The sequence below is a fragment of the Pyrobaculum calidifontis JCM 11548 genome (assembly GCF_000015805.1).
Classification (GTDB): Archaea; Thermoproteota; Thermoprotei; order Thermoproteales; family Thermoproteaceae; genus Pyrobaculum; species Pyrobaculum calidifontis.
Map to the genome: position 1 here is coordinate 1,018,875 of NC_009073.1, position 20,442 is coordinate 1,039,316.

The following is a 20,442-nucleotide window of genomic DNA, read 5'->3' on the forward strand; positions in this document are numbered from 1 at the left end:
TTTAAAGCCAAATGTATTAAAATGTTTCATGGAAGTAAAGCTCCACGAGTTTGAGAAAATATACGGCGACGCCAACAAGGCGGCGGAGGAGCGGAGGAAGTACTTGGAGAGAGTGACCGGGGCCAAGCTTGAGAACATAGGCAAGACGATCATAGACCTAAACACCGTGGTTGGGCGCAACATTGAAAACGTAATAGGCGCGGTGCAAGTCCCCGTGGGCGTGGCGGGGCCCCTCCTCGTGAGGGGGGACTACGCCAACGGCCACTTCTACGTACCTCTCGCCACGACTGAGGGGGCCCTCGTGGCGTCGGTGAACAGGGGGGCCAAGCTTGTGACAGAGTCGGGCGGGGCTAGGGCCAAGGTGTTGAAGGACGGCATGGCGAGGGCCCCCCTCTTCCGCTTGCCCTCCCTCGTGGAGGCGGTGGAGTTCGTAAACTGGGTCCTTCAAAACTTCGAGGAGGTGAAGAAGGTTGCCGAGTCTACCACTAGGCACGGCAGGCTGAAGGAGATTCAGCCCTTCATAGTGGGTAACTACGTCTGGCTGAGGCTTGTCTTCTCCACGGGGGACGCCATGGGCATGAACATGGTCACCGTGGCCTCCGACGCCGTGGCCAAGTATCTACAGGAGAAGTTCCCAAACGCGCGGCTGGTGGCCCTCAGTGGAAACATGTGTGTTGACAAGAAGCCAAACGCCGTGAACTTCTTGTTGGGCAGAGGCAAGACGGTGGTGGCGGAGGCTGTGGTCAAGAGGGAGGTTCTGGGGCGGCTGGGGGTAACCCCCGAGGCAGTCCACGAGGTCAACGTGAGAAAGAACCTCATGGGATCCGCCTTGGCTCACTCCTACGGCTTCAACGCCCACTTCGCAAACATAATTGCGGCTCTGTTTATAGCCACGGGGCAGGACGTGGCGCAGGTGGTGGAGTCTAGCATGGGCATCACCACCACGGAGCCGAGGGAGGAGGGGCTCTACATCTCTGTGTTTCTCCCAAGCCTAGAGGTGGGCACAGTGGGCGGGGGCACGGGACTGCCCACCCAGAGGGAGGCGCTTGCGCTATTAGGCGTCGCCGGGCCGGGGGACCCGCCTGGCACAAATGCCTTGAAGTTTGCCGAGATCGCCGCCGCGGCGGTGCTGGCTGGGGAGCTTAACCTGCTGGTGGCTCTCGCTAGAAATGAGCTTGCCACTGCCCACGAGCGGCTGGGCCGCGCAAGGCCTCAGGAAAGGGCTTGAGAAATTCTGTGGGCAAATTGCCGGATTTTAGGCATGAGGTTTTCCACGTGCCATAGCGGGTTTACGAAGACTATTAGCCACCCCTTCCCGTTGGGTATTTCAAATATTCCGACTTTGTAGTTTGCGTATTTTACCACGACGTAGTTAAACTCGCCTAGGCTCTCGTCTTGGTTCTGCTTGATGATGTTGATTACTTCCACGAGGTTTGTCACTTGTCGAAGTGTCTTGGCGGTGAGGGTGTTGGGGAGGTGGTGAATCACTGGCACGCCTCGCTGGTCTAGTATGGTCACGCCGTGGATGGCGTCGTTAATAATCTCTGATATGATAATTCGCTTTAAGTCTGTGGCAGCTGACGGCTTGTTGTCTGACTTATGCGGCGAAACATAAATTACCACGACAAATCCTTTGAGGTAGTATTTAAGCTTTTAAGCTCCTTAAGGAGAGGGTAATACGGCGGTTTGTTTTTAACCCACAGGTTGTAGAGAGCGTGGAGAACGAGTTTGAGTTTGAAGAATTTGAAGAAGAAGTACAGGAGTACGAGGGGGAGGCCATCGAGGAGAGTAAGCTAAAGGGCGTTGTCTCAGTCACGATCCCCCCCTCGCTGGTTCTCGCCGTGGTCTACGACGGGGCCGAGGGAAAGGCCTTGGTGAAGTTCTACGACCCCGTCGGCGACGTGGTTTACTACTGGTACGACAACACTGGCCATAGGCCGTACCTAATCGTAAAGATGTCGCCGGAGGAGCTTGTGGAGAAGTTTCCAGACTTGTTAAAACACCCTGGCTTTAGCCACATAGACGTAGAGGAGAAATACGACGCGTTGCACGACGAGAGGATTGTTGTGACAAAGGTCTACGCGAAGGACCCCCTCACTGTGGGAGGGGGGAAGAAGTCCTTTAGGGATATGCTTGGCGCCACTTGGGAGTCGCGGATAAAGTACCACCACAGCTACCTCTTCGACCGGGGCATAATCCCCGGCATGTGGTATAGGTCCAACGGCTCTGGCCTTGTCCCAGTGGAGATATTCATACCCCCCGAGGTTAAGTCCTCTCTGGGCAAGGTGTTTAAGCAGGAGCACGCCAAGGTGGCCGAGGAGTGGATGCCCCTCTTCCAGGCGCCAATACCCCACCTGAGGAGGGTGGCAATAGACGTGGAGGTCTACACGCCGCAGGAGAACAAGATCCCTGACCCAAAGGAGGCCCTCTACGAGGTAATCTCCGTGGCCGTGGTGGGTAGCGATGGGCTCAAGCGCGTCTTTGTCTTGAAGAGGCCCGGCGCCGAGGCGGACCTCAGGTATAGGCCGGACTACGAGGTGTTTTTCTTTGACAGCGAGTACGACCTAATTAGAGAGGTCTTGAAGGTCATTGTCCAGTACCCCGTGGTGATAACCTTCAACGGGGACAACTTCGACCTCCCATATCTCTACAACCGCGCCTTGGCCCTCGGCATACCCAAGGAGGAGTTGCCGATAGCGGCTAAGCGGGACTACGTAAGCGTGGTCCCCGGAATACACATAGACCTCTTCAAATTTTTCGCCATCAAGGCGGTTGAGGCCTACGCCTTCGGCGGAGTATATAGGGGGGAGAGGGGGCTCGACGGCATCGCCTACGCCATCTTGGGCGTGGGGAAGGTGGAGAGACAGAAGAACGTATCTAAGATGGGCTACTGGGAGCTCGCCGAGTACAACTACAGAGACGCCCTAATTACCCTCTACTTCACTCTCTACAATAACGAGCTGGTGATGAAGCTAATACTCTTGATGTCTAGAATTGCGAAGATGCCCATTGAGGACATCACTAGGTCGCAGGTGTCGGCCTGGATCCGCAACATGTTGTACTACGAGCACAGGAGGAGGGGCTGGCTTATACCAAACAAGGAGGACATACTAGCGGAGAAGGGCCAAGTCTACACCAAGGCCATTATCAAGGGGAAGAAGTACGCCGGCGCCGTGGTGCTGGACCCGCCTCTCGGCGTGTTTTTCAACGTGTATGTGCTAGACTTCGCCTCTCTGTACCCCTCCATAATCAGCAAGTGGAACCTCTCCTACGAGACTGTCAACTGCAAGGGCGGTGGGGAGAGGCCAATCCCGGAGCTCCCCCACACCGTGTGCCGCGATAGGCCGGGCATGACCAGCACCCTGGTCGGCGTCCTTAGAGACTTGAGAGTCCACGTGTACAAGAAGTTGGCCAAGTCGGCGCCCACGCCCGCGGAGAGGCAGCTGTACGACGTCGTCCAAAGCGCCATGAAGGTCTTCATAAACGCGTCCTACGGCGTCTTCGGGGCGGAGAACTTCCCGCTGTACTGCCCGCCGGTCGCCGAGTTGACCACTGCCCTCGCCAGGTACGTCATGACGAGCACTGTGCTAAAGGCCACGCAGCTGGGGCTAATCCCCCTGTACGGAGACACGGACTCCCTCTTCCTATGGGACGTCTCCGAGGACAAGCTAAAGAAGTTGATTGAGTACACAGAGGAGTTGGGCATAGACATCGAGTTGGACAAGGTGTACAGGTTCGTCATGTTCAGCGGCAGGAAGAAGAACTACCTAGGCGTAACCGCGGACGGAGGCGTCGTAGTAAAGGGCATTGTGGCCAAGAAGCGCAACGCCCCGCCGCTGGTGAAAGAGCTCGTGGAAGAGATAATCGACCGGCTTAAGAACGTGGCGACGGTGGACGACATGCTCAAAATCAGGGAGGAGGTAATAGCCATGGTGAAGGAGACCGAGGCCAAGATTAGGGAGAAAAAAATTACGCTAGAAAAGCTGGGGATAAAGATCGTGCTCAACAAAAACCTCAACGAGTACACCAAAAACAAGCCGCAGCATGTGAAGGCGGCAGAGCAGTTGCTGAAGTACGGGATTCAGGTGGGGCGCGGCGACGCCATCGTGCTCATAAAGACGAAAGACGCCATGGGCGTAAAGCCGATACAGCTGGCGCGCATAGACGAAATAGACGAGAAGAAGTACCTAGAGTACATTAGCACGTCCCTAGAACAAGTGCTAGAGGCGATGGGAGTCTCGATGGAAGAGCTGAGAGGGGCAATGCGCCTATTCTAGTTCTGGCTCCTCCTCTTCGGAGGCTGCGGAGAACCCCTCCACAACTCCTCTGAGAACCTTCTCGGTTGTCTCCTCATCGATGTAGGGGAAGACCACCGTGGCGTCCTCCACTTTTACATTATCCCCAGACCACTGCGCCCCGTACACAATTTCAAATACTGGCAGAGACACTTCGACGCTGTTCTCCACGCGCTTGGGCGAAAACCTCCTAATCTTCTCAAGCAGCTCCCTGCTGACGGGGATGGGGTATTGTACAGTGTAGAAGTCTCTAAGGACTATGAAGTCGGAGGCCGACGGCTCCCACTTCTTCAAAAGCTCAGACGCAACGCTTTTAACAACTTCATACACATCCCCCTTGACTATTTCTTTCTTTACCACGGTGCTCTTGGATATTGTGGCTACGACGCTCATTGCCGAGGTGTGAGATTGCCTATTTAAGCTTTTTAAACACGGCGAACCCCCGGTACAGCGCCGCGGCGTTTACCAATACCGCATACGCCGCCAGGAGCCAAGGCAAGAGGTCTCCGCCGAAAAAGCTGGCGACGAAGAGGTACGCCACCCTCTCCCCCCTCTCCATGAACCCAACCCCCCTCACCTCGGCCCCAAGAGCCTCGCCTCTACACCTCGCGTAGCTTATGGTGAAGGTGCCCACCATGGCTACGAGCAGAATCAGCGGATCCGCTTGGCGCCAGAAGTACAAGAGGTAAGCCGCGTCGGTATATCTGTCTGCGAACGAGTCTAGGAAGGCCCCCCTCCTAGATGCAAGCCCCCGCGCCCTAGCCACAGCCCCATCCACTGCGTCTAAGACCCCAGACACGGCGATGAAAAGCCAAGGCGGGACACCGTGGAGAAGGACAAGGGGGACTCCCAGCCACGCTACGACGGCCGATAGTAGAGTTAAGACGTTGGGGTCCACGGGCATCAGCCTGCCCAAGCCCTCCAGCCTTACATACCTTCTAAGTCTCTCGGAGACCACGGCTCCAACCAACTACAGCTTATTAAGTCTCCTCAAGAGGAAGGCCACGTAGGCCGCCGCCTGCCAAGACATGTAGGGCACTGGGCCCAGGGAGAGCCACTGCGCCCTCTTGGCAAGGACTTCCTCGTCCTCCCTAGACAAGCCGTCGTGGTCGCCGAAGACGTACAAGGCATCTCCAGACAAGTCGGCGTTCAAGATGTCCACCCCCCTCTCGTGGAGGTAGTAGACGCGGCGGTAGTTGGCGAGGATTGCCTCGAGAGAGGCCTTGAAGCTCGGCTGTGAGAGAAGCCAAGAGGCGACCTCTACGGCGGGGCCGGCTGGCACAGACGACACGCGGTATGTGGTCCCGTCGCAGAGCACTATGTAGACCTCCCGGGCCCCGCCCCGAATGGACTCCGCGGCGAAGTCCACCAAGACGTCGAAACGCCCCTTTACCAGGGCCTTGACGTCTATAGTCCAGGGGCAGACAGTGTCGCTTTTTATCAGGAAGCTCAAATAACCTGCTGAAGCGGAACCCTCTTCTTCCTCTCCTCTCTAGGCCTCACCTTTATAATGCCGAAGAACACGGCGCAGTTTATACAATACGTCTTAGTCACGAGGTACCTCGATATTATTGCGCCCTGCTTCTCCAACTCTCTGGCGAGGTCGGGAGGCACCGGGGAGTAGGGCACAGTGAGCCTAATAGCCTTAGACCTTGGCACAACCTTGCCGCAGTTGTCGCAGTACACATACGGCTCACGGCCCTTATCCCCCTTCTTACGGCCTCGGTTCTTCCTCTTCTTAGGCATCGCCACTCTTAAATGCGCCCTTTTTAAACTTTTCAATAACGCTCGGCAAGCCTAAGCCAGACCTCTGCCCTTTTGCCACACGCGGGGTCCCGCAAGTCGAAGCCGCCCACGGAGGCCTCGGAGTCCATGGGAACGCCCAAGGCGTCGGCCCCCACGAGCTCTTGAAGCTTTAGCCCACAGTCGTTGTCCCCACTCCACGGCAGCTCCACCACCTTCCCCTCCCTAATCGCTGCTCTAGCCGCCTCGACGGTCTCAACGCGCACAATCCTGCCCCTCAGCTCCTCCACGGCCCTCCTCCTAAGATTTGCCTCCACCTCGCTAAGGAGCGCCTTCACGGCGTCTACCAACTCGTCGACGGCCACGGCGTACTTGGCCAGAGTGTCGCGCCGCGCCACCACCACCTGCCTCCCCTCCACGTCCCTCTTCCCCACCTCCACCCGAAGCGGCACTCCCCTCAGCTCCCAGTAGTAGAACTTCCACCCAGGAGTCTTGTCGTCTCTCCCATCCACATGTACTCTGAACCCCGCCTCTCTGAGGGCCTTTGCGGCCTGCTCCGCCGCCGGCATGACGACTCCCTTCTCCTCCTCGCCGTAGAAGATGGGCACCACCACCACTTGGATGGGCGCCAGCTTAGGCGGAATCACAGTGCCAGCGTCGTCGCCGTGCGTAATAAGCATGGCCGCGATACTCCTCTCCGAAATGCCGTATGAGGTGGTGTGGGCCAGCCTCCTACTCCCGTCAGGCGCCAGATACGTGACCTCAAAAACCTCGGTAAACTTAGTCCCCAGGTAGTGCACTGTTCCTATCTGAAGCGCTCTGCCGTCCGGGAGCACTGTGTCAAAGGCGATGGTGTAGACGGCGCCGGCGAACTTGTCCCAGTCGGGCCTCCTATTGATCATATAGGCAAGACACATCTCGTCGAAAATCCTCTTGTAGATCTCCACGGCCTCTCTCACCTGCCTCTCCGCGTCCTCCCTATCCACATGCACCGTGTGAGCCTCCTTAAACATGCTGATCTCCCTAAGCCTAATCATGGGATGCGTCATCTTAGTCTCAGCCCTAAACACGCTCACAATCTGGTAAAGCCTAAGCGGCAGATCCTTGTAATCCTGCACCCACAACTTCACCATGGGCATAATAGCGGTCTCAGACGTAGGCCTAAGCACAAGCCGCTCGCCCCCCTCCCCGCCCTTCGACACCCAAAACACCTCCTTCTCAAACCCCCGTATGTGCTCAGACTCTTTCCCAAAGAACTCGTAGGGGATAAACACGGGGAACAACACCTCCTCATGCCCCGTCTCGTCGTGTAGCCGCCTGATCAAGGCTTCAACGTTACGCCTAATCTTCATCCCATAAGGACGCCACACGTACGCCCCCTTCACAGGGTAACGCACATCGTAGATCTCCGCCTCCCTCAAAAGCCAGTGAAACCACTCCATCAAATTAGACCGCAACTTCTCACGGCCATGAGGCCTCGCCTCCCTCACAAGCCGCATGCCGACAAATCACCACCAACTAAAAAACTTAACCCCACGCCCAGAGACAAACCCAAACACGCTCAAACAAGTATAGAGTTGCGTAAAAATTTAGCGCAAGATGACGGCAACGCCGGCGGAATCGCGCTAGCGCATCCCCAGGTTGCACAAATATCGTACGAAACAACGCATGCGCTCGAGCTGTGCCCTATCTAGGAGTAGGCCAAGCCTAGGCGCCGCACTATAGACGCAGGTCGCAGTCACAGAAAGCCCCGTGGCCGTCACCAGCCATTAAAAGGCTCTTAAAATTTAAAACCCCATGCGTATTTTCTAGCGGCGGGGGTGCCCGAGCCAGGTCAAAGGGGCAGGGTTGAGGTCCCTGTGGCGTAGGCCTGCGTGGGTTCAAATCCCACCCCCCGCATGGCTAATTCTGGCCTTATTCTTAGATACATTGACGGGCCACATTATACTATACGTATAACGTATAGCGTTAGGCGTACGCATTCCCAGAAGATTTCACAAAAAGAAAGGCGTGTTAATTATACTGCGGCGGCTTTTAGCCTTTAGTCGACTTGCGCCGTCTAGCCAAGAGGGCTACAGCGACTCCTACCACTGCGACTATCGCGCCCAGCGCGGCTATTGTCTCGATAGATGGTTGAGCTTGGCTTGTAGTTGTGGCTGTGGTCACAGTATGCGTAGTGGTTATGGTGGTCGTCTGTGCAGTTGGGGCCGTGGCTGTTGTCTGAGCGGGCGTGGTCGCCGACGTCTGCGTTGGCGTGGGTGATGGGGTCGTCGTTGCGGTTTGTGTCGGAGTAGTGGCTATTTCTACTTTTACCCTCGGGAGGTCCAGCGGCCTTGCCGTCTCTGGTTGCACCTTGACTGCGGGGCTGGCGGGCCTTATCTCCACTTGCGTTGGGACAAGCCGGTGTGCGCCTGGCAAGAGCATCGCCAGGGAGGCCATCGAGTTGGCCGTCTCGCGGAACTGTATCGCCGCGTAGGAGAGGGCCGCCTCTGCGTCTCTGGCCGGGTCCCCCGACTTGTTTACAACAGCCTCTCTGTGGCCCACGTACACTACGCCTACGGCTATTGTAGAGCCGCCGGGCGCCGACTCGGCCCTGGCGACTAGCCTAAGCGACGCGTTGCTGGGCGGCCTCTTCACCAGAGGCACAGCTTCGACGGCCGCCGTCGGCATGCCGAGGGCGGGAAGCGGCGTGGGCATGAAGAGTGAGAGTATGCCCAGAGTGGCGTTTTGGACCAGCGTAGCAATTGCGGGAGTGGCCATTGCCGAGAGGACGTCCGACTTCTCGACGTCGCCCGCAGAGCGCCAAGATCCATGCCCCCTCAGCACCACGGCGGTGCCCGTCGAGTTTAAGGTGAACGAGATGGCGCCCTCTCCCTCCACTGTGTACTGCCCAGCGGCCAGCTCCACGAGGGCCTTGACGCTTGCATCCTCTGCGCCGGCCCCCCGCGCCTTCGCAGCCGCCTTAGCCACATCCACTAGGCCTTCCACGTAGATGTGCACCACGTCCCTTTCCTCTACACCCCTCAGCGATGTGATCCTCAGGTAGTCAATGCCCGCCTTTGTCAAATTGTTGTTCACCGCCTCTGGCGTCGGCAACACGAGGGGCCCACTCTGCGTGTTGGGAGCGCGTAGAGAGAGGCTGAATTTCACAACGCCGCCGTTGAGCCGCCCCTCCAGCGCCAGGCTGAACACCTCCGTCCTGTACGTGGCGTTGCTAGCCGCAACGTTGAACAGGTAGGAGAAGTTGCCCAAGCCGCCCCTGTACCAGTTCTTCCACGACATGTCGAAGGCAAAGTAGACACCCGGCGTAAAGTTGCCGTAAAAGGCACCGCTGAGCGTATAGCCGCCCACAAGAAGCCCAGACACATATCTCTCAAAGCCCTCTAACAAAAGCGAGCCGTTCAGCACTACCTCGGCCAGCTTAATGCTGAACGAGGCGTTGTAAAACGGTTGTATTGACCCATCTTCATACACCCTGTAGATAAACCGTACCTCGGAAACGCTCACCGCGGGGAACTGTTGAGCCGCCACAAGCCACGCCAACGCCGCTACTAATATCACCAACGCCAACCTCATACTCACCGAAATGTATTGCTATATATGAGTTACGTTTCCCTCCACTAAACGGCACCCTATTCATATAACCGTAGTCCAGCCCATATGTATAGAGCCTCCTTGGGCAACTGCCCCGCTTGAGCGGCGGGGCCCCACGAGGTGTGATCACCAGCGTTCCACCACGCCGCCACGCCACCAGCTCTTGTAAAACTTTTTAAGACCGCTAAAATGTTCAGACGGCCCCGGTAGCTCAGCCTGGTGGAGCGCCTCACTGGTAATGGCGCATCCGTCGAGTGAGGAGGTCCCGGGTTCGAATCCCGGCCGGGGCTCCACTCTTCTGTCCTCTATGGAAGAGGAATGTGAAATCGGCGTCTGTCTTTAGAGGAGGTAGATGCGCTTTAGAGCGACGCGTTTAGGCGGACGAGCCGCTGGTCAAGCTGTGGTATGCCTGAGGCCAGCCCTCTCTCGCTATCTTGAAGTAGGCCTCGTCTATCCCCGTGCTTTCTACTATTGCAGTTATGAATTTGACGATCCAACGGGCGAGTTCTAGCCTTTGGCGGGGGCTCAGCGTGTTCCACAGCTCGTGGGCGGTCTCCACTGGGTTGGGCGGGTGGGCGCCGCAGATTATGTACCCCCTCCTCGGGACTGCGCCGATGGCCAGCGCGGGGGTCGGCGGCGGGGCGGGGGGCGGCGTAGAGAAGTATCTGTCCCACTCGGCCAAGTCGATCTTCCCGTACACCCTCGCCTTTATCACTAGCGCCGCCAGCTTCACCGCAGCGAGCTCCCGCCTCTTGAGCTCCTCTGCCGTTCCATAACAGCGCCACCGCCCCCGCACCTCGTGGTAGAGGGAGAGGAGGGGCTCCAGGTACCTCTCCAGGGGGCCTAGGTCTACATGCTCCCCCCTGCATACCTCCACGGGGAGGGGGAGCCACACCTCCTTCAGCCTAGGCGCCACGGCCTCGAGGAAGTCTGTACACGCTTCCACGCCCGCGAGGGTGAGAGAGGTGGTGGCTATGAACACGGCTCTTCTACGCAGGGGCGCTCGGAGCAGAGGGGGTGGCCCGGCGGGGCCACCACTACGGCATGGGGCAGGTGGGGCAACAGCTCTGCATAGTCTGGAAACACGTAAACGGCCTCTGCTACGTCAAGGAAGAGGAAGGCCTGTAGCCTGTCTTCCACGTGTATCTGCACGCCGCCCTCCACCTCCGCCGGGTCTACCTCAGCGTAGTAGTCGACGTGGATGCCCCCGCACTTCTTTGCCAGCGCCAGCCCCCTCTTGCCGCCGCCGAGGATAAAGACCTTTTTCACAACGCCCCCCAGTTGGGGGTCATAACCCAGTTCCTCGTCACCGGTCAGCGCTGCGAGGCCTTAATCATCCCCTCGCCGCTATTACCGCTATCTCTACGAGGACGTCTCGCGGCAGTCTCGCCGCCTGCACAGTGACTCTGGCTGGCGGCTTCTCCTTGAAGTACTGGGCGTAGACCTCGTTGAAGGCTGGGAAGTGCCCCATGTCGGCTAGAAATACGAAGGCCATTGCCACGTCGTCGAGGGTGTACCCCGCCGCCTCTAGCACGGCCTTTATGTTCTCTAACACTTGCCTTGTCTGCTCCCTTATGTCCCTCCCCACCACCTCCCCTGTCTTGGGGTCCACCGGTATTTGCCCAGCCACGAAGAGTAGGTTCCCCACTCTCACCGCCTGGGAGTAGGGGCCGATGGGCTTTGGAGCCGCCTCAGTGTATATAACCTCCTTCATGTCGGAGACTTGGGGCCGGGTTTTAATACTTAGCCCTCCGCCTAGCCGCGTAGTAGGCAAGCGGCGGCGCTAGAGAAAGCGCCAGCGGCCAGAGATAGCGAGGCGCCGAGGACAACCGCGGAGCCTACCTCGGCCACCACCAGCGCGAAGGCAACGGCGTAGGGAACTAGGAAGTGTCCCCGGAGGCCCCACCTGCCGAGAGCCCACGCGCCGAATATGCCCAGGGACGAGAAGGCTAGGAGGAAGGCGGATAGCGTGAAGAGGGACGTGTACACAACTCTAAGCCCGTCCACCGCCACTTCGCCGCTCCACGGCGGGATGTTTAAAAACAGGGCGGGGACCCAGCTCACTACACCCACCTCGTACACGCCGAGCTCCTTCAACGCAGACAGCAACCTCGCGTCTCGAGTCACGTCGCCACAGACGCCGTAGTCGGTGGCCACGTAGCCCAACTGCCGGATTTTCCACACGTCGGCGCCAAGGGGGACATATGTGGCCGCGCCCCCCTCGCAGGCCGAGACCAGCAGAAACGGAGCCGGGAGAAGCGAGGCCACGCCTACGAAGACGAGGGAGGCTAAAAACGTCGCCGCGGCCCTCCTTGCCCAGCGCCCCTCTGCCGCAGTGGCTGGGCGCCAGGCGCCGGCTATATAGAGGGCGAGCGAGGCGGCCGCGAGCAGTAGCCCCAGGGGGCTCGCCCAAGCGGCGGCGGATGCCAGAGCCAAGAGGTAGGCCGCGAAGAAGTAGCCGTGGAGCCTAAGCCTGCCCAGAGTCCACGCGGCGTAGAGCCCCAGCGCTGCCACTAAGCCGCCCACGGCGGCGAATATGGCGATGCCGACCTCGCTTAAGTGGCCGATGAGGGCGGGCGCCGCGGCAATGACTATAGCCCCTAGGAAGACCCAGACCGCGGCGGCGAAGGCCCCGGCCCTGGAGACTGTCAGAGAGGCCTCTCCGCCCATATACGTCTCTGCGAACGTGTATAAATCCTTTTTTGCGGCATCGGCGTGGGGCGGGGCGTGCAATTTTTATAACTGGTGGTCGTATTTTCCATGCTTCCGGCCACTGTCTCTGTGCCAAGGGTGACGGTGGTGGACAAGGTGGTCCTCCCGGCGGATAAGACCGCGGTGGTTGTAGTAGATATGCAGAACGACTTTGCCCACCCCAACGGAAGGCTGTATTCCCCCTCCTCGCGGGAGATTATCCCGAGGATAGCCAAGCTCTTGGCCAAGGCCAGGGAGAAGAAGGTGAGGGTCATATACACCCAGGACACTCACTATCCCGACGACCCGGTGGAGTTTCCCATATGGGGGCCGCATGTGGTTAAGGGTAGCTGGGGATGGCAGATAGTGGACGAGCTCAAGCCGGCCGAGGGCGACATCGTGGTCGAGAAGATGCGCTACGATGCCTTCTTTGGCACGCCGCTTGATCACATACTCCGTATGTACGGCGTGAGACACCTAGTGGTGACGGGCACCGTGGCCAACATATGCGTCCTCCACACGGTGGCCAGCGCCAGGCTTAGGCTCTACGACGTGGTTGTCCCCATAGACGCAATAGCGGCACTCAACGAGTTCGACTACGCCGCCGCGCTGCGGCAGATGGACTTCCTCTACAAAGTCACGTTGACTACGACGGAGGGGGTGGAGTTCCAGTGACAGACATCTGGCTGGCGCTTGCGCTGGGGGCCTGGATTCTTTTCGTGGTCTTGGCCTTGACGAGGTGGACGTACGGGCCCCTGGCGGCCCGCTTCGGCCACATGAGGGCCGTCTACTTCAATAGGAAGATTATCCACGTGTTGGCCGGCGGCGTCGCCGCAGTGTGCGTGCCGTGTTTCTCAAGCTGGGTTGTCCCCACGGCGTCTGCCCTAGTTCTAGCCGCGTTTCTCTACTTGGTGAGGAGGCGCTGGCTCCTCTGGTGGTTTCAGGACCCGGACAACATGTATGAGGTCTCGTTTGCAATTGCCTGGGGGGTCGTGGTGGCGCTGGGCTGGGGCCTACTCGGCGACTGGAGACTCGGCGTAGTGCCGGCGCTTTTCATGGCCGTCGGAGACTCGGCGACGGGGGTGGTGAGAAATCTGCTCTTCAAGAGGCGGACTAAGCACTGGGCCGGCAACGTGGCCATGGCCGCCGTCTCTCTGCCCATTGGGTGGTTCTACATGGGGCCAATTGGCGCAGTGGCGGGGCTCCTCGCCAGCCTTGTGGAGAGGCTCGAGTTCCCCCCTATCGACGACAACGTGCTCGTTCCGCTCACCTCCTTCCTCTTCTTAGCCGCGGCGTCTCTCCTATAGCTTCCCCATTATTATGTGGCTGTAGAGGCCCCCCTGGTAGATCACTCTGCGGAAGAGCACTTGCCCCCCTACCTGGCTTATGAACGTCTTGTGGCGGGGGGTGATGGCCACGTAGAGCGCCTCTGGGCCCCGCGCCAGCCTTCTCATGGCCTCGCCGAGGAGTTTATACAGCCTGCCGACGCGGCCTGGGATTCTAAAGCCGTAGGGCGGGTTGAATATATACTTGTCGCAGACTGGCCTCATGGCCCGGTGAAGCTTCGTTGAGTCAAACCACAGCACGTCCACCTGGGGGTACCGCCTCGTGTTAGCCACGGCGCCTTTGACGTGCTTCAGCGAGATGTCGACACAGATGTAGCGCGCCCAGGGCGCGGCCTCTGCGGCCTCGGCGGGTATTGTGCCCCCGCCGCAGGTCAAGTCGCAGACGGTCTCCCCCGGCCTCGGCTTAGCCAACATGGCCATGGCGTAGGCAATTATGGGGTTTAGACTGGCGTAGTGCTCATAGACGCGCCACGGCCTATCCTTCAAGCTCCTCTTCGCCACCGTGATCCACACCACCACGTACTTCTCCACCACGTCCACGTTTATCTCCACGTCTGGGTCCACCAGGCTTATGACGTAGCCGCGCCGCTTTAGCCACTTGCCAACCTCTCTCTCCACGTCGCGCGACGTAAAGGGGTGCGCGCCCACTCTCTCCGTGCGTATGCCCACAGTGGTGTTCTTAGTCAAATACCGCACGGCCTGTGGAAGATGCGCCTCCGCTACTGCAACTACCTCGTCCAGCGTCTCTGCGTAGCCGTCGCCGAGGAATACGCCGAACCTTTCCACGGTCCTGAGAGAGAAGAGGGAGGGGGGCTCCGCCTCCACCTCCGCGGCGACGCGCCCAGTAAGATAAGTGGCGCGGCTCCACCTCAACGCGAAGCGGCGCATCAGCTCCTCAACGACGAAGTCCTCGAGCCCAGGCACCGTTGTTAACAAGTAGCGCACGGGGGCTAATTGACAAAAGATTTATACCTAGGCCTACTCAGAGGCGGTGGATAAATACGTGGCAGACAGCTCCGTGATCTTGGACGGCTCGCTGAAGGAGGCGGTGGTAGGGGGCAAAATACGCGGCACCCTCTTCCTCCTCTCGGAGTTGGTGGAGCACTTCGCTTCCCTGGCGCGCCAGGGGGACGGCATAGGCATTGTGGCCATGGAGGAGCTGAGGGACATACACGAGGTGGTGGAGAAGCTGGGCCTCTCCGACTTCCTCCGCGTGGAGTCCGTCGCGGCCGGGAGGAGGGTGGAGGGAGACCTCGACGCCTACGTGAGGAGGTTCGCCAAGGAGAACGGCTGCATATACGTGACCAGCGACGAGCTCGCCAGAGACGCGGCCAAGGCCCAGGGGATAGAGGTCCTGTACCTGGGCAAGCCCCGCGACGTCTTGACAATAGAGAAGTTCTTCGACAGAGACGTCATGTCTGTCCACCTAAAGGAGGGCCTCCCGCCGTTCGGCAAAGTGGGCAGGCCTGGCAACTGGAAGATGGTGCAGCTCTCCCAGGAGCCGCTCAGCAGGAAGCAGCTGGAGACCATTGTGCGAGAGCTGGTGTCGGAGGCCTCTAGGCTCACCCCGAGGACTAAGATAGAGATTAGGAGGCCCCACTCCCTCATCATTCAGCACAAGGAGTACAGAATCGTCGTCGTGTTCCCGCCGGTTAGCGAGCGGCTGGAGATAACGGCGACGAGGCCGGTGGTGCGCAAGAGGATTGAGGACTACGGCCTAGACCCCAAGGTGTTGGAGCGGCTGGAGAAAAGCGCGGAGGGCATCCTAATAGCGGGGGCCCCCGGCGCTGGGAAGACCACCTTTGCCCAAGCCCTCGCCGAGTTCTACCTCTCCCGGGGCAAGGTGGTAAAGACTCTAGAGTCGCCCAGAGACATGGTGTTGCCGCCTCCCATAACTCAGCTCTCCAAGAACTTGGCCACGTCGGAGGAGGTCCACGACATACTCCTCCTCTCCCGCCCCGACTACACCATCTTCGACGAGATGAGAGACACGGCGGACTTCCAGCTCTACGTAGACCTAAGGCTCGCCGGCGTGGGCATGGTGGGCGTGGTACACGCCACGTCCCCCATCGACGCCATACAGAGGTTCATACGGAGAGTGGAGCTAGGCATGATCCCCTCCATAATTGACACCGTCATCTTCATGAAAGACGGCGAGGTGAGGAAGGTTTACGCCCTCTCCATGGTGGTGAAGGTGCCCGCGGGCATGAGAGAGGAGGACTTGGCCCGCCCCGTCATTCTCGTGAAAGACTTCCTCACGGGGGAGGTGGAGTACGAGATCTACGTATTCGGCGAGGAGACCTTTGTGGTGCCCGTCAAGCGGGGCGAGGAGGGCAGGGCGCCGAGCAGGAAGGTGTACTCCATGGTGATATCTGCCCTGAAGCGCTACGTGCCGCCCAGCGAGATAAAGCTGGAGGAGCGGGACGGCGTAGTCGTGGTGAAGGTCCCCGAGGAGTATCTCGGGGTCGTCTTGTCCCGGGGAGTCACCAAGCTGGAGAAGCTCAGGAGGAAGCTGGCGTTGGACTTTCGCATTGAGCCGCGCTAGGCGGTGCTCAAGGCAGTAGCGGCGTACTACGACGCCGCCGCCAAGAGGTACGGCGACAAGTATCTCAAAATGGAGTACTACAGGACCTTGTACAGGAAGGTGGGCGAGGTCCTAGACAAATACGTCAAGCCGGGGATGTCCATCCTAGACGTGGGGGCTGGGACTGGGTTCTGGACCACCTACATGGCCGCCAAGGGGGCCCACGTAATTGCTCTGGACATATCCGCCAAGTCGCTCCGCGAGTGCAAATGCGGCGACCGGGTGGCCGCCGATGGCGAGTCGTTGCCGGCGAGGAGAAGCCGCTTTGACGCAGTGACGGCGCTGGGAAGCGTGCTCAACCACATGCCAGACGCCGCGCGCGCCGTGAGAGAGGCATCGCGGGCCCTCAGGCCGGGTGGCGTCCTAATAGCCGACGTAGACAACGCCCTCTGCCTAGACATGTTGTACGAATACGCCCTCTTCCAAGGCCTTGGAAAACTCGTCGAAGCCCTCAAGCGCGGAGCGGTGAGAGGCGTATGGGAATCCGCAGACGGCGAAATACCCTTCACCTACTACACCTACTACTACGTAAAAAAGGTCCTACACAGCGCCGGGCTCAAGCTGGTCGAAGCGCGCCCCATCTACCTCCTCCCCCTGCTCCCCAGCCGCGTGCTACAGCGCGACTTCAAGACAAAGCCCCTGGAGAAGCTAGACCTACTAAAGCCCCTCGCCCCCCTAGCCACCACCGTGATATACGTGGCCAAGAAGCCCTAGCCCCCGCGCGCAGTCAAAGTTGTACGAGCAAAGTATCAAAGTCGTCGGGCACATAGACGTGGGGTGGGGGCGTCACTTGTGCGGCCAGTTGCCTGTGGCGGCTCTTGTCGGGGTACCGCGCGCTTATGTGCGTCAAAATGAGGACCTTTGCCCTGAGGGCCCTCGCCGCCTCTAGGGCGTCTGCGAAAGTGGAGTGCCCCTCCTCGTGCGCCTTCTGGGACTCAACGTCGTCGGCAAAAGTGGCCTCGTGGATCAACACGTCGACTTCGCCCACTGTCTCCCACATGCGGGGGCAGGGCCCCGTGTCGCCGGTGTACAACAGCCTCTTAAACCGCCTGTGGGCCGGGTCGGCCACGTCCTCCGGCCTAATGACCCTCCCCTCCACCTCCACTGGGTGGCCCTTTATTAGGCTGGTGAGAGCCCACTTGGGGAGCCCCGTAGCCTTCTGCAAGTCCAACTTGTATCCCACGTCCCACTCAAAGAGCCACCCGCACGCGTCCACTGTGTGGCACACCTCAACACAAGTGATCTTCAGCCTCTCCGCGGCGTAGCCCTCCAGCACCTCTACCCCCAGCCTCTCCAGCGCCTTGTGCATTGAGCGGGGGGCGAGCACCCGCACCTTGCCTCCCAGGAAGCGGCTCGTGATCACGAGGCCGGGCAGGCCCAAGACGTGGTCTTCGTGGCCGTGGGTGACTGCCACCAGTGTGAGAGAGGCCGGGGACACCCCCACCTGTAACAGTCTGTACTGTGCCCCCTCGCCGGCGTCGAGGAGCACTCTGTGCCCTAGCCAGTCCTCCAAGTATATGGCCGGGAGCATCCTATCAGCCTTAGGCACAGCGCCCCCAGTGCCTAGAAAGACCAGCTTCAGGAGAGGCACGGCAAAACCACCCGGCTTATATAAACGTGTTCAAGGTGGGCCGTGGGGCGGCGGAGGAGGTTCAGCCAGCACTTCCTCAAGAGCAGGGAGGTGGCTGAGTTCATAGTGGGCCTAGTGCCGCCGGGCCTAGACGTGCTAGAGGTGGGGCCCGGCCGAGGCGCACTTACCATCCCCCTCGCCGAGAAGTCCCGCGTGGTATACGCCATAGAGATCGACAGGGGGCTCGCGGAGGAGCTCAGGCGGGCGGCTCCGCCCAACGTGGTGGTCATCGTGGGCGACGCGCTCGAGGTGGAGTGGCCGCCCGCCCAGTACTTCGTCTCCAACGTCCCCTACGAGATCACTTCCCCCCTCTTGCTCAAGCTGGCCAGGCACAGGCTCCCCGCCGTGGTCACAGTCCAAAAGGAGGTGGCAGACCGCCTCGCCGCCGAGCCGGGCACCGAGGAGTACGGGAGGCTCACCGTGGCGGTGCGTTGTCACTACGACGTAGAAGTGGTGAGGGTCCTCCCTCCACACGCGTTCTCTCCCCCGCCGAAGGTGTACTCCGCCGTCGTGAGGCTGACGCCGAGGCCCCCCTGCATAGAGGACTTCGAGGGCTTCCAGCGCTTCACCGCGGCGCTCTTCTCCGCGAGGCGTAAGACGCTGCGCCGGCTCAAGCTCGCGGACTCCGAGAAGAGGATCTTCCAGCTCTCCCTCGAGGAGATCGTGGAGTTGTACAAGAGGACGAGGGGGCCTTAACGGATTTAAACGGCCTTGTAGTCCCACGCATGGATTACAGGGCGCTGGGCCTCAAGGTCGGCCTCGAGATTCACATTCAGTTGAACACCAGGCGGAAGCTCTTCTGCCACTGTCCCCCCGTGCTCCGAGACGACGAGCCTCACTTTAGGCTGGAAAGGCGGCTTCACATATCGCTCAGCGAGCTGGGCGCCGTGGACCCGGCGGTGGTTTGGGAGGTGAGGAAGAGGCGCCGGTACGTGTACGAGGGGTACCGGGATACCACGTGCCTTGTGGAGCTAGACGAGGAGCCGCCCCACCTGCCCGACGAGGAGGCCTTGGTCACTGCGCTTGGGGTTGCGAAGATGTTCAATGCGAAGCCTTTCGACGAGTTGCACGTGATGCGCAAGATAGTCGTCGACGGGAGCAACGTCTCCGGCTTCCAGAGGACGGTCTTAGTGGCCTATGGGGGGAGGGCCAAGATCTTGGGCTACGACATTGGGGTGGAGACAATTGCGCTTGAGGAAGACGCGGCGCGGAAGATGGGCGAGGAGGGGAAGGCCGTGATCTATAGGCTGGACAGACTGGGGATCCCCCTGATCGAGATTGCGACGGAGCCCATGTCCTACTCCCCCCAGCAGGTGGAAGAGGTGGCGTGGATCATCGGCTACAGCGTGAAGATCACTGGGAGGGCCAAGCGCGGGGTGGGCACAGTGAGGCAGGACGTAAACGTGTCCATCGCGGGGGGCGCCAAGACCGAGATAAAGGGCGTGCCGGACCTCTCCCTAATTCCAAAGGTTATTGAGTACGAGGCGCAGAGGCAGGTAAACCTGTTGAAGATAGCGGAGGAGTTGAAAAAGAGGGGTGTCGCCTCCGTCGAGCTGTCCACTGTGGACGTGACAGACGTCTTCTCCAACACGAAGTCTAAGCTGGTGAAGAGGGTCCTAGAGGCGGGGGGCCGAGTCGTCGCGGTTAAGGCGCCTGGGTTTAGGAAGTTGTTGGGGTTTGAAGTTCAGCCGGGGAGGCGGTTTGGGACTGAGCTGGCGGACTACGTCAGGGCGTGGACTGAGCTCGGCGGCTTGCTCCACAGCGACGAGTTGCCGGGCTATGGCATTTCGGCGGATGAGGTGAGGGCCGTGGAGCAGAGGGTGGGCGTGGACTCCTACGTCTTGCTCATGGGCGTCGAGGCGGCTGAGCTGGAGGAGGCGGCTAGAGTCGTGGTGGACCGGCTTAACGCGGCTTTGAGGGGGGTGCCGGAGGAGACTAGGGGGGCCAACCCAGACGGCACGACTAGGTTCCTCCGCCCGAGGCCGGGGGCGGCGAGGATGTACCCTGAGACCGACCTGCCGCCCATCAAGGTGACTTTCGAGCTTTTGAAGAGGGCTGAGGAGGTGGCCAAGGTTAGCCTGGAGGGGAAGATCGCCGAGCTCACGTCCATGGGCTTGAGCAAGGATCTGGCCCTCAGGCTGGTGAAGTCTCCGCATTTGGAGAAGTTCGAGGAGTTTGTGGCTAGGTTTAAGTCTCTACCGCCTCAGCTCATTGCGTCGATCATGTTGAACACGGCTAAGGCCCTCGCCAGGGAGGGGGTGGAGGTGTCTGAGGAGAAGCTGGCCTCAGTCTTCGAGGCCCTTGAGAACAAGGTTATTACGAAGGAGGCCGTGGAGGACGTGTTGAGGGCTATGAAGCCCGGTGAGTCGGCCGCCGAGGTTGCGAAGAGGCTTGGGCTAGTTAGACTGCCGTTTGAGGAAGTGCGGAAGATTGTGGAGGAGGTGGCCAAGGAGGTGGGGAGGGAGAAGGCCTTGGGCGAGGTCATGAGGAGGTACAGGGGGCGGGTGGACGCCGAGGACGTAAGGCGGGCTCTCTCTGAGTTACATTTTTAAGCATAGT

At 59.8% G+C, this 20,442-nt stretch carries 21 protein-coding genes and 2 tRNA genes; 10 read left to right on the top strand and 13 right to left on the bottom strand.

What is annotated here, in order from left to right:
* Positions 1–28: 28 nt before the first annotated feature.
* On the top strand, positions 29–1,228 hold the full coding sequence (gene hmgA / locus PCAL_RS05760) for a hydroxymethylglutaryl-CoA reductase (NADPH) (RefSeq protein WP_011849768.1): 1,200 nt from the start codon (positions 29–31) through the stop codon (positions 1,226–1,228).
* On the opposite strand, the gene PCAL_RS05765 is transcribed toward hmgA, so the two are convergent.
* Positions 1,213–1,623, bottom strand: a complete 411-nt coding sequence (locus tag PCAL_RS05765; RefSeq protein ID WP_011849769.1) for a hypothetical protein — start codon at positions 1,621–1,623, stop codon at positions 1,213–1,215. The genes hmgA and PCAL_RS05765 overlap by 16 nt on opposite strands.
* Before the next feature lie 92 nt (positions 1,624–1,715).
* Here PCAL_RS05765 and PCAL_RS05770 point away from each other — a divergent pair, with 92 nt between their 5' ends.
* Positions 1,716–4,277, top strand: coding sequence for a DNA-directed DNA polymerase I (locus PCAL_RS05770; RefSeq protein WP_011849770.1), 2,562 nt, complete (start codon positions 1,716–1,718; stop codon positions 4,275–4,277).
* On the opposite strand, the gene PCAL_RS05775 is transcribed toward PCAL_RS05770, so the two are convergent.
* Genes PCAL_RS05775 through proS form a run of 5 tightly spaced genes read right to left on the bottom strand, consistent with a single transcriptional unit; the run spans position 4,269 to position 7,537 of the window.
* Positions 4,269–4,688: a DUF2286 domain-containing protein gene (locus tag PCAL_RS05775; RefSeq protein WP_011849771.1), complete on the bottom strand. Its 420-nt coding sequence runs from the start codon at positions 4,686–4,688 to the stop codon at positions 4,269–4,271. The genes PCAL_RS05770 and PCAL_RS05775 overlap by 9 nt on opposite strands.
* 19 nt (positions 4,689–4,707) lie before the next feature.
* Positions 4,708–5,253 (bottom strand): CDP-alcohol phosphatidyltransferase family protein, encoded by a 546-nt coding sequence (locus PCAL_RS05780; RefSeq protein ID WP_193322543.1) that lies wholly within the window; start codon positions 5,251–5,253, stop codon positions 4,708–4,710.
* Positions 5,254–5,265: 12 nt separating this feature from the next.
* Positions 5,266–5,748, bottom strand: coding sequence for a tRNA (pseudouridine-N1)-methyltransferase (locus PCAL_RS05785; protein ID WP_011849773.1), 483 nt, complete (start codon positions 5,746–5,748; stop codon positions 5,266–5,268).
* Positions 5,745–6,041 (bottom strand): 30S ribosomal protein S26e, encoded by a 297-nt coding sequence (locus PCAL_RS05790; protein WP_193322544.1) that lies wholly within the window; start codon positions 6,039–6,041, stop codon positions 5,745–5,747. Before PCAL_RS05790 ends, PCAL_RS05785 begins: the two co-directional genes overlap by 4 nt.
* A gap of 32 nt (positions 6,042–6,073) precedes the next feature.
* A complete protein-coding gene (gene proS, locus PCAL_RS05795) occupies positions 6,074–7,537 on the bottom strand; it encodes a proline--tRNA ligase (RefSeq protein WP_011849775.1) in 1,464 nt (487 codons plus the stop codon).
* 315 nt (positions 7,538–7,852) lie between these two features.
* Between proS and PCAL_RS05800 the strand changes: the two genes are divergently transcribed.
* Positions 7,853–7,937 (top strand) — tRNA-Leu (locus PCAL_RS05800).
* A gap of 135 nt (positions 7,938–8,072) precedes the next feature.
* Here the strand turns inward: PCAL_RS05800 and PCAL_RS05805 are convergent.
* Positions 8,073–9,614 (bottom strand): hypothetical protein, encoded by a 1,542-nt coding sequence (locus tag PCAL_RS05805; protein WP_011849776.1) that lies wholly within the window; start codon positions 9,612–9,614, stop codon positions 8,073–8,075.
* Between the two features lie 218 nt (positions 9,615–9,832).
* Between PCAL_RS05805 and PCAL_RS05810 the strand changes: the two genes are divergently transcribed.
* Positions 9,833–9,925, top strand: a tRNA-Thr gene (locus PCAL_RS05810).
* Between the two features lie 80 nt (positions 9,926–10,005).
* Here PCAL_RS05810 and PCAL_RS05815 read toward each other — a convergent pair.
* The 4 genes from PCAL_RS05815 to PCAL_RS05830 all read right to left on the bottom strand — a co-directional run bounded on the left by PCAL_RS05815 (position 10,006) and on the right by PCAL_RS05830 (position 12,302).
* Positions 10,006–10,614, bottom strand: a complete 609-nt coding sequence (locus PCAL_RS05815) for a hypothetical protein (RefSeq protein ID WP_011849777.1) — start codon at positions 10,612–10,614, stop codon at positions 10,006–10,008.
* Positions 10,605–10,901, bottom strand: coding sequence for a hypothetical protein (locus PCAL_RS05820; RefSeq protein WP_011849778.1), 297 nt, complete (start codon positions 10,899–10,901; stop codon positions 10,605–10,607). The genes PCAL_RS05815 and PCAL_RS05820 overlap by 10 nt, the downstream gene beginning before the upstream one ends.
* A 64-nt stretch (positions 10,902–10,965) precedes the next feature.
* Entirely contained in the window at positions 10,966–11,346 is a 381-nt protein-coding gene (locus tag PCAL_RS05825; protein WP_011849779.1) for a RidA family protein, read from the bottom strand.
* A 41-nt stretch (positions 11,347–11,387) separates the two neighbouring features.
* A complete protein-coding gene (locus PCAL_RS05830; RefSeq protein ID WP_011849780.1) occupies positions 11,388–12,302 on the bottom strand; it encodes a hypothetical protein in 915 nt (304 codons plus the stop codon).
* A 90-nt stretch (positions 12,303–12,392) separates the two neighbouring features.
* On the opposite strand from PCAL_RS05830, the gene PCAL_RS05835 reads away from it, so the two are divergent.
* Both PCAL_RS05835 and PCAL_RS05840 read left to right on the top strand, forming a co-directional pair.
* Positions 12,393–12,998: a cysteine hydrolase family protein gene (locus tag PCAL_RS05835; RefSeq protein WP_011849781.1), complete on the top strand. Its 606-nt coding sequence runs from the start codon at positions 12,393–12,395 to the stop codon at positions 12,996–12,998.
* Entirely contained in the window at positions 12,995–13,630 is a 636-nt protein-coding gene (locus PCAL_RS05840; RefSeq protein ID WP_011849782.1) for a diacylglycerol/polyprenol kinase family protein, read from the top strand. Before PCAL_RS05835 ends, PCAL_RS05840 begins: the two co-directional genes overlap by 4 nt.
* On the opposite strand, the gene PCAL_RS05845 is transcribed toward PCAL_RS05840, so the two are convergent.
* Positions 13,625–14,614: a THUMP domain-containing class I SAM-dependent methyltransferase gene (locus PCAL_RS05845; RefSeq protein WP_011849783.1), complete on the bottom strand. Its 990-nt coding sequence runs from the start codon at positions 14,612–14,614 to the stop codon at positions 13,625–13,627. The two genes, PCAL_RS05840 and PCAL_RS05845, sit on opposite strands and share 6 nt — an antisense overlap.
* 46 nt (positions 14,615–14,660) lie before the next feature.
* Here PCAL_RS05845 and PCAL_RS05850 point away from each other — a divergent pair, with 46 nt between their 5' ends.
* A complete protein-coding gene (locus PCAL_RS05850; RefSeq protein WP_011849784.1) occupies positions 14,661–16,214 on the top strand; it encodes a PINc/VapC family ATPase in 1,554 nt (517 codons plus the stop codon).
* Between the two features lie 3 nt (positions 16,215–16,217).
* Positions 16,218–16,967, top strand: coding sequence for a class I SAM-dependent methyltransferase (locus PCAL_RS05855; protein WP_011849785.1), 750 nt, complete (start codon positions 16,218–16,220; stop codon positions 16,965–16,967).
* A gap of 13 nt (positions 16,968–16,980) precedes the next feature.
* Here the strand turns inward: PCAL_RS05855 and PCAL_RS05860 are convergent, their stop codons facing one another.
* Positions 16,981–17,844: an MBL fold metallo-hydrolase gene (locus PCAL_RS05860; RefSeq protein ID WP_011849786.1), complete on the bottom strand. Its 864-nt coding sequence runs from the start codon at positions 17,842–17,844 to the stop codon at positions 16,981–16,983.
* A 42-nt stretch (positions 17,845–17,886) separates the two neighbouring features.
* Between PCAL_RS05860 and rsmA the strand changes: the two genes are divergently transcribed.
* On the top strand, positions 17,887–18,579 hold the full coding sequence (rsmA, locus tag PCAL_RS05865; RefSeq protein WP_011849787.1) for a 16S rRNA (adenine(1518)-N(6)/adenine(1519)-N(6))-dimethyltransferase RsmA: 693 nt from the start codon (positions 17,887–17,889) through the stop codon (positions 18,577–18,579).
* 29 nt (positions 18,580–18,608) lie between these two features.
* Positions 18,609–20,435, top strand: a complete 1,827-nt coding sequence (gene gatE / locus PCAL_RS05870) for a Glu-tRNA(Gln) amidotransferase subunit GatE (protein WP_011849788.1) — start codon at positions 18,609–18,611, stop codon at positions 20,433–20,435.
* Positions 20,436–20,442 lie beyond the last annotated feature (7 nt).

What these genes read in the sequence shown, in the direction of transcription:
- PCAL_RS05830 (WP_011849780.1), bottom strand. Translation starts at nt 12,302, where the DNA reads ATGGGCGGAGAGGCCTCTCTGACAGTCTCCAGGGCCGGGGCCTTCGCC.
- PCAL_RS05775 (WP_011849771.1), bottom strand. Translation starts at nt 4,688, where the DNA reads ATGAGCGTCGTAGCCACAATATCCAAGAGCACCGTGGTAAAGAAAGAA.
- hmgA (WP_011849768.1), top strand. Translation starts at nt 29, where the DNA reads ATGGAAGTAAAGCTCCACGAGTTTGAGAAAATATACGGCGACGCCAAC.
- PCAL_RS05825 (WP_011849779.1), bottom strand. Translation starts at nt 11,346, where the DNA reads ATGAAGGAGGTTATATACACTGAGGCGGCTCCAAAGCCCATCGGCCCC.
- PCAL_RS05835 (WP_011849781.1), top strand. Translation starts at nt 12,393, where the DNA reads ATGCTTCCGGCCACTGTCTCTGTGCCAAGGGTGACGGTGGTGGACAAG.
- PCAL_RS05805 (WP_011849776.1), bottom strand. Translation starts at nt 9,614, where the DNA reads ATGAGGTTGGCGTTGGTGATATTAGTAGCGGCGTTGGCGTGGCTTGTG.
- gatE (WP_011849788.1), top strand. Translation starts at nt 18,609, where the DNA reads ATGGATTACAGGGCGCTGGGCCTCAAGGTCGGCCTCGAGATTCACATT.
- PCAL_RS05790 (WP_193322544.1), bottom strand. Translation starts at nt 6,041, where the DNA reads ATGCCTAAGAAGAGGAAGAACCGAGGCCGTAAGAAGGGGGATAAGGGC.
- proS (WP_011849775.1), bottom strand. Translation starts at nt 7,537, where the DNA reads ATGCGGCTTGTGAGGGAGGCGAGGCCTCATGGCCGTGAGAAGTTGCGG.